This is a genomic window from Paenarthrobacter sp. 22069 (assembly GCF_052046035.1).
Taxonomy (GTDB): domain Bacteria; phylum Actinomycetota; class Actinomycetes; order Actinomycetales; family Micrococcaceae; genus Arthrobacter.
This window is the reverse complement of the sequence record NZ_JBQEQF010000007.1, coordinates 200,970-208,497: the sequence shown is the minus strand read 5'-3', so window position 1 is coordinate 208,497 and position 7,528 is coordinate 200,970. Positions and strand designations below refer to the sequence as shown.

The 7,528-nt window shown below is 65.3% G+C and carries 5 protein-coding genes; 4 read left to right on the top strand and 1 reads right to left on the bottom strand.

What is annotated here, in order from left to right:
- Positions 1-42 precede the first annotated feature (42 nt).
- On the top strand, positions 43-1,017 hold the full coding sequence (locus tag ACTJK0_RS08020) for an IS481 family transposase (protein WP_440744822.1): 975 nt from the start codon (positions 43-45) through the stop codon (positions 1,015-1,017).
- 6 nt (positions 1,018-1,023) lie between these two features.
- Here ACTJK0_RS08020 and ACTJK0_RS08015 read toward each other — a convergent pair whose 3' ends face one another.
- Entirely contained in the window at positions 1,024-1,485 is a 462-nt protein-coding gene (locus ACTJK0_RS08015; RefSeq protein ID WP_440744821.1) for a hotdog fold thioesterase, read from the bottom strand.
- Positions 1,486-1,702: 217 nt separating this feature from the next.
- Here ACTJK0_RS08015 and polA point away from each other — a divergent pair, with 217 nt between their 5' ends.
- The 3 genes from polA to rpsA all read left to right on the top strand — a co-directional run bounded on the left by polA (position 1,703) and on the right by rpsA (position 7,439).
- Positions 1,703-4,345, top strand: a complete 2,643-nt coding sequence (gene polA, locus ACTJK0_RS08010) for a DNA polymerase I (RefSeq protein ID WP_440744826.1) — start codon at positions 1,703-1,705, stop codon at positions 4,343-4,345.
- A gap of 78 nt (positions 4,346-4,423) precedes the next feature.
- Positions 4,424-5,722: a GNAT family N-acetyltransferase gene (locus ACTJK0_RS08005; RefSeq protein WP_440744820.1), complete on the top strand. Its 1,299-nt coding sequence runs from the start codon at positions 4,424-4,426 to the stop codon at positions 5,720-5,722.
- Positions 5,723-5,963: 241 nt separating this feature from the next.
- Positions 5,964-7,439: a 30S ribosomal protein S1 gene (rpsA, locus tag ACTJK0_RS08000; protein ID WP_110543137.1), complete on the top strand. Its 1,476-nt coding sequence runs from the start codon at positions 5,964-5,966 to the stop codon at positions 7,437-7,439.
- The last annotated feature ends 89 nt before the right edge of the window (positions 7,440-7,528 follow it).

The window sequence follows — 7,528 nt, the reverse complement described above, 5'->3', positions numbered from 1 at the left end:
GGTTGGTGGTTACCACACACAGCCAACGACTAAGAGGTCCTCATGTCTCACCGTAATGCCCGTCTGACTCCGAATGGTAGGCGGATCCTCGTCGAGCGCGTCCTCGCCGGCCGTCCCGTCGCTCACGTGGCGAAGGAAATGGGCATCTCGCGGACTTGCGCGCACCGCTGGCTCAGCCGGTACCGTGCCCACGGCTGGGACGGCCTCGAGGACCGCAGCTCCCGACCAAGATCCTGCCCCCACGCCACCTCGGCGGAAGTCGTTGCCGATGTCCTGACCCAGCGCGTGGAGCACCGCGAAGGGCCAACGGACCTGGCTTTGCGCTGCCGCACGAGCGCCCGGACGGTCTCCCGGATTTTGGCCAGGGCGGGCATGCCCAGGTTGTGGGATCTGGACCCGGTGACCGGGGAACGGATCCGCGCGTCCCGGGCTACCGACCGCCGCTACGAACGAGACGCCCCAGGGGACATGATCCATATCGATGTCAAGAAACTTGGCCGGATCCCTGACGGCGGGGGGTGGCGGGCCGACCCTTCCCAGAGCGCGGCAAACCACCGCAAGTCGCATCAGAGGATGGGCTTTGACTACGTCCACGTCGCCGTGGACGACTACACCCGCTTCGCCTACGCCGAGGTCCTGCCCGACGAGAAAGGCCCGACCTGCGCCGGGTTCCTCACCCGGGCCGCCGCCGCCATGGCAGCGAACGGCGCACCCGTCCGGCGTGTCATGACCGACAACGCCTTCGCCTACCGGCTCTCCCGCGACTTCCAGGACGCCTTGGCTGCTTTGGGTGCCAAACATATCCTGATCAAACCCCGCCATCCCTGGCAGAACGGCAAAGCAGAACGCTTCAACCGCACCCTCCAGGAATGCTGGGCCTACCGCCAACCCTTCACATCCAACCAGGCCCGCACCGACGCGCTGCAGCCCTGGCTAAACTTCTACAACAACCACCGGCCGCACGGCAGCCTCGGAGGCAAACCACCCATCAGCAGGTGCAACCAACCTACTGGCTGAGTACACCTAGGCGTTGTCGCGGAGCATGTTGGTGATCCGTGCCGTGGAAAGACGCCGCCCCTGCTCATCCGTCATGACGATTTCGTGGGTCGTCAGGGTCCGGCCCAGATGGATCGCCGTGCACGTACCGGTCACACTGCCGCTGCTGATGGACCGGTGGTGTGTGGCGTTAACCTCGATGCCCACGGCGTGGCGCCCGGGGCCGGCGTGCATCCCGGCGGCGAAGGACCCCAGTGTTTCGGCGAGGACGACGTGGGCGCCGCCGTGAAGAATCCCTGCCACCTGCGTATTGCCCTTCACCGGCATGGTGGCAACGGTCCGTTCCGGGCTCATCTCCAGGAAGCGGATCCCCATTTTGACAACCAGCGCGCCGACACCGAAGCGGCCCAGCCAGCCGTGCATGTGGTCGGGAATACCGGCAGCAGCCAGTTCTTCGGCGAAAGCGCCCGGCGTGAAATTGTCAGTCATGGCAACTAGGCTGGCACCTGTGAGTGAAACAACCAAACCGGCCCCCTTCCCGTCCCAGGCCATTGATGAGGAAGCTGCCGTGCAGCACTCGTCCGCCGCCCCCACGCCTGCCGCCAAGGCCGCCAATCCCACTGCCGGTGGGTCTGTTTCCGCTACGGAAGCCCCCGTCATCCCCATCACCGGCCAGCCGCGCCTGCTGGTCCTGGACGGCCACTCCATGGCGTTCCGTGCGTTCTTCGCGCTCCCGGCGGACAAGTTCTCCACCGCCAACGGCCAGCACACCAATGCCATTCACGGCTTCACCTCCATGCTGATCAACCTCATCAAGGAGCAGCAGCCCACACACATCGCGGTCGCGTTCGACGTCTCTGACGAATCCACCCACCGGAAGACCGAGTACAGCGAGTACAAGGGCGGCCGGAATGAAACTCCCCGCGAAATGAGCGGCCAGATCGACCTCATCGCGCAGGTTATGGAGGCATGGGGCATCAAGACCATCAAGATGCCCGGCTACGAGGCCGACGATATCCTGGCCACGCTTGCCGCCATGGGCGATAAGGCCGGCTTCGAGGTACTGCTGGTCTCCGGCGACCGTGATGCCTTCCAACTCATCACCGACAACGTGTTCGTGCTGTACCCACGGAAGGGCGTCAGCGACATACCGCGCATGGACGCCGCCGCCATCGAAGCCAAATACTTCGTCAGCCCGTCCCGTTACTCCGATCTCGCCGCCCTGGTGGGCGAAACCGCTGACAACCTGCCGGGTGTGCCCGGGGTCGGGCCAAAGACCGCAGCCAAATGGATCAACCAGTACGGCGGCCTCGAAGGCGTCCTGGAACATCTCGACTCCATCGGCGGCAAAGTGGGCGACGCCCTCCGGGGGAACGTCGACGCCGTTAAGCGAAACCGGCGGCTGAACCAGCTGCACACCGATCTTGACCTCCCCGTCACCCTGGAGGACCTCTACCAGCCCCGGCCCGACCAGGCGGCGATGGAAGACCTCTTCGACCAGCTGGAGTTCAAGGCCATCCGCGGGCGGCTGTTCGCCCTCTATGGTGAGGCGGACACCCCGGCCGCGGAGCGCGAGAGCATCGACACCCCCGCCTACAGCACGCCGGCCACTGCCGCCGAGCTGGCGGCCTTCCTGGCCGCGGGTGCCGGGCAGCGGTCCGCCGTCGCCGTCGACCTCGTACCCGGACGCATCGGCGAGGACGCTGCCGCCATCGCAATCGTCAGGACAGACGCCGCCGTTTACGTTGACCTCGCCGGCCAGGACGCCGAGACGGAGAACGTCCTTGCCGCCTGGCTGCGCGACGCCGAGGCGCCCAAGGTGATGCACGGCTTCAAGGCTGCGCTGAAGGCACTGACGGCCCGCGGCCTGGAGCTGGAGGGCGTGGTGGACGACACCTCCATCTCCGGCTACCTCATCGAGCCCGACCGGCGCACTTATGAGCTGGCCGAGCTCGCCCAGCACCACCTCAACGTCGGTATTCCGGCCGCCACGGCGAAGGCAGGGCAACTGGAACTGTCCTTCGACGGCGATGACACCGCGGCGGCTGACGCCCTGGTGCAGGCCGGTGCCGTGGTGCTGGCGCTCAGCCGGTTCTTCGAGGGTGAGCTCAAGGAACGCCGTGCGGAGGAGCTGCTGTCCACGCTTGAACTGCCGGTCAGCCGTGTCCTGGGGGACATGGAGCTTGCCGGCATCGCCATCGACATGGACAAGATGGAGGATCAGCTTGCCGACCTCGCCCGGGTCATCGACCAGGCGCAGGAACAGGCCTTCGCCGCCATCGGCCACGAGGTCAACCTCGGCTCGCCCAAGCAGCTGCAAACCGTCCTGTTCGACGAACTTCAGCTCCCCAAGACCAAGAAAATCAAATCCGGCTACACCACGGACGCCGCGTCACTGAAGAACCTGCTGGAGAAGACCGGGCACGAGTTCCTGGTGCAGCTCATGGCGCACCGCGAGGCCGCCAAGCTGCGGCAGATGATCGAGTCCCTGAAGAAGTCCGTGGCGGAGGACGGCCGCATCCACACCACTTACGCCCAGAACGTGGCCGCCACCGGCCGCATCTCGTCCAACAACCCCAACCTGCAGAACATCCCCATCCGCAGCGAGGAAGGCCGCCGCGTGCGCGGCATCTTCGTGGTCAGCGACGGCTACGAATGCCTGTTGTCCGCGGACTATTCGCAGATCGAGATGCGCATCATGGCGCACCTCTCCGGTGACGAGGGCCTGATCCAGGCGTACAAGGACGGCGAGGACCTGCACCGTTTCGTCGGGTCCAACATCTTCCACGTCCCCACGGACCAGGTCACCAGCGCCATGCGCTCCAAGGTCAAGGCCATGTCCTATGGCCTGGCCTACGGGCTGACCTCCTTCGGCCTGTCAAAGCAGCTGGAGATTTCCGTGGACGAGGCCCGCACCCTCATGAAGGACTACTTCGACCGCTTCGGCGCCGTCCGCGACTATCTTCGGGGAGTGGTGGACCAGGCCAGGGTGGACGGCTACACGGCCACCATCGAGGGGCGCCGCCGCTACCTGCCGGACCTCACCAGCACCGACCGGCAGCTGCGGGAAAACGCGGAGCGGATCGCGTTGAACAGCCCCATCCAGGGGTCGGCCGCGGACATCATCAAGCGCGCCATGCTGGGAGTCCACGCCGAGTTGCACGCGCAGGGCCTGAAGTCCCGTATGCTCCTCCAGGTCCACGACGAACTGGTCCTGGAAGTGGCGGCGGGGGAGCGGGCCGCCGTGGAGAAGCTGGTGACCGACCAGATGGCAGCGGCCGCGGACCTCAGCGTGCCCCTTGAAGTCCAGATCGGCGTGGGACCCAGCTGGTACGACGCCGGACACTGACGGCGCCTGGCATACCCTGCCCTCCCCTGGAGCGTTTTTGCTGGTCAGGTGCCGGATCCATTGACTAGGCTCAGGTAAATGGGTGATCTGAGCGGGAACTATGAAATCCGGCGCTTTCCAGCAGTGGCCGAGGGTGGCGAGGGGTATGCGGCCGCGGCGGCCTGGGCCCGTGCTGTTGCCTTTGGTTTCCACGATGCCACGCGCAGCGCCGACCACGTGGCACGGTCCATGGCAACGTACCAGAGGGACGGAAGGATCTTCACGGGTGCCTACCAGGCAGCCACGGTAGCGCAGCACTCGCTCCCGGCTGAGGTTCCCGTGGCCACCTTTGGAACGTTCCGGAAGACCCTCAACGTTGGCTTTGGCCGCATGCTCGAAGCCCAGATGGTCACCGCCGTAACTGTCCGCACGTCGCACCGCCGGCGGGGACTCCTGCGCCGCATGATGACGGAGGACCTGCAGGCGGCCAGGGATGACGGCATCGGGGTGGCGGCCCTGACCGCCTCCGAGGGCAGTATCTACGGGCGCTTCGGTTACGGCGTCGCCAGCCTGGAACGGTCCGTCAAGGTGGACACGACCGCCCGGTTCAGCCTCCGGCACCAGGCCACGGGTGCCGTGGAGGTGGCGGACCCCAAAGTCCTGCTCGAGGTTGCCCCCAAAGTCTTCGACCGGGTGCACCGCCACACACCCGGTTCGCTGGGCCGGCAGGAATGGTACTGGCTCCTGGCATCGGGGTCCTTGAACCGGGAAGGCAAGGAGGACCCGGCCGTCAAGGCCGCGCTGCACTATGGGCCCAACGGCGACGTGGACGGCTATGTTTCGTACAGGTTTGCCGGTTGGGACACCACTCCTGCCACGGTGGAAGTGGTGGACCTTGTGGCCGCCACGGACCACGCCTACCTTGAGCTCTGGCAGTACCTCGGTGCCATCGACCTGGTGGACCGCGTCACCTGGAACGAAGCACCTGTGGACGACCCCCTGGCCTGGGCGCTGACGGATCCGCGCTGCATTGACGCATCCGACAGCCGCGACATGCTGTGGCTTCGCATCCTCGACGTCAAAAAGGCGCTGGAAGCCCGGCACTACCCTGCGGACGGCAGACTGGTCCTCCACGTGGGTGATCCGCTTGGCCTGACCGCTGGAACCTTTGCCCTGGACGTCGACGCCGGCCAGGCCGGCGTCGGACTTCTGCCCCAGGGCACACCGCCGGACCTTGCCATGGACGTCGCGGGATTGTCCTCCATCTATCTGGGCGGGGTCTGTCCCGTGACGCTCAAGGCGGCCGGCACCATCGGTGAGGCAACGCCCGGGGCAGCATTCCAGGCCAGGCAGATGTTTGCGGTGGAACGCGCCACCCACTGCCTGACCCACTTCTAGCCACGGTGGCAGCCACTCCGCCCCCGCTTTGACCCTCCTTGCCGGCAGCGACTAGAATGAACAGGCTTGTACCACGTGCACGCACTTGCGGTCCTTTGAGGGCTGCATCAAGAAAGTAATCCACAAAATCAGGATGACCCGGAGGATCCGTCGGATTCACCGCGAATCGCGCCTGCGTTCCATAACGCGGGCGCGCCGGTTTGCCTGACCGACTAACTATCCACAACGGAGCCCCTACTACATGACCATCACCTCCACCGAGAAGCCCGGTACCCCCGTAGTCGCCATTAACGACATCGGTACCGCTGAGGACTTCCTCGCAGCTGTCGACGCCACCATCAAGTACTTCAACGACGGAGACCTCGTCGAAGGTACCGTCGTCAAGGTCGACCGCGATGAAGTCCTGCTCGACATCGGTTACAAGACCGAAGGTGTCATCCCCTCCCGCGAGCTGTCCATCAAGCACGACGTTGACCCCGGAGACGTCGTCTCCGTTGGCGATCAGGTCGAAGCCCTGGTGCTCACCAAGGAAGACAAAGAAGGCCGTCTGATCCTCTCCAAGAAGCGTGCTCAGTACGAGCGTGCCTGGGGCGACATCGAGAAGGTCAAGGAAGAAGACGGTGTCGTCACCGGTACCGTCATCGAGGTTGTCAAGGGTGGTCTTATCCTCGACATCGGCCTGCGCGGCTTCCTGCCCGCATCCCTCGTCGAGATGCGCCGTGTGCGCGACCTGGCTCCGTACATCGGCCAGCAGATCGAAGCCAAGATCATCGAACTGGACAAGAACCGCAACAACGTTGTTCTGTCCCGCCGTGCATGGCTCGAGCAGACCCAGTCCGAGGTCCGCTCCACCTTCCTCAACAAGCTGGAAAAGGGCCAGGTCCGTCCCGGCGTTGTTTCCTCCATCGTCAACTTTGGTGCCTTCGTGGACCTGGGCGGCGTAGACGGCCTGGTTCACGTTTCCGAGCTGTCCTGGAAGCACATCGACCACCCGTCCGAGGTTGTCGAGGTTGGCCAGGAAGTCACCGTCGAGGTTCTCGAGGTGGACCTGGACCGCGAGCGTGTCTCCCTGTCGCTCAAGGCTACGCAGGAAGATCCGTGGCAGACCTTCGCCCGCACCCACGCGCTGGGCCAGGTTGTTCCGGGTAAGGTCACCAAGCTGGTTCCGTTCGGTGCGTTCGTTCGCGTCGAAGACGGCATCGAAGGCCTGGTCCACATCTCCGAGCTCGCCGTGCGCCACGTTGAACTGGCCGAGCAGGTTGTGTCCGTTGGCGACGAACTGTTCGTCAAGGTCATCGACATCGACCTCGAGCGCCGCCGCATCTCGCTGTCCCTCAAGCAGGCCAACGAGGGCGTCGACGCCGACAGCACCGAATTCGATCCCGCTCTGTACGGCATGGCCGCAGAGTACGACGAAGAGGGCAACTACAAGTACCCCGAGGGCTTCGACCCCGAGTCCAACGAATGGCTCGAGGGCTACGAGAACCAGCGCGCCGCTTGGGAGCAGCAGTACGCTGACGCCCAGGCCCGTTGGGAAGCCCACAAGAAGCAGGTTGCCCAGCACGCTGCCGACGATGCTGCTGCCGCAACCTCCGGTGACGGCGATTCCGGCGCCACCAGCTACTCCTCGGAGCCTGCTGCCACCGACACCGGTGCCGGCACCCTGGCTTCGGACGAGGCACTTGCTGCCCTGCGCGAGAAGCTGACCGGCAACTAATTGCCACCGGTCCGGATTCTCCGGGCTGACACAGCGGGCCCCTGCGAAAGCGGGGGCCCGCTGTGCTTTAACGCGGTGTGCTTGGTGTG

What these genes read in the sequence shown, in the direction of transcription:
- rpsA (WP_110543137.1), top strand. Translation starts at nt 5,964, where the DNA reads ATGACCATCACCTCCACCGAGAAGCCCGGTACCCCCGTAGTCGCCATT.
- polA (WP_440744826.1), top strand. Translation starts at nt 1,703, where the DNA reads ATGGCGTTCCGTGCGTTCTTCGCGCTCCCGGCGGACAAGTTCTCCACC.
- ACTJK0_RS08020 (WP_440744822.1), top strand. Translation starts at nt 43, where the DNA reads ATGTCTCACCGTAATGCCCGTCTGACTCCGAATGGTAGGCGGATCCTC.
- ACTJK0_RS08005 (WP_440744820.1), top strand. Translation starts at nt 4,424, where the DNA reads ATGGGTGATCTGAGCGGGAACTATGAAATCCGGCGCTTTCCAGCAGTG.
- ACTJK0_RS08015 (WP_440744821.1), bottom strand. Translation starts at nt 1,485, where the DNA reads ATGACTGACAATTTCACGCCGGGCGCTTTCGCCGAAGAACTGGCTGCT.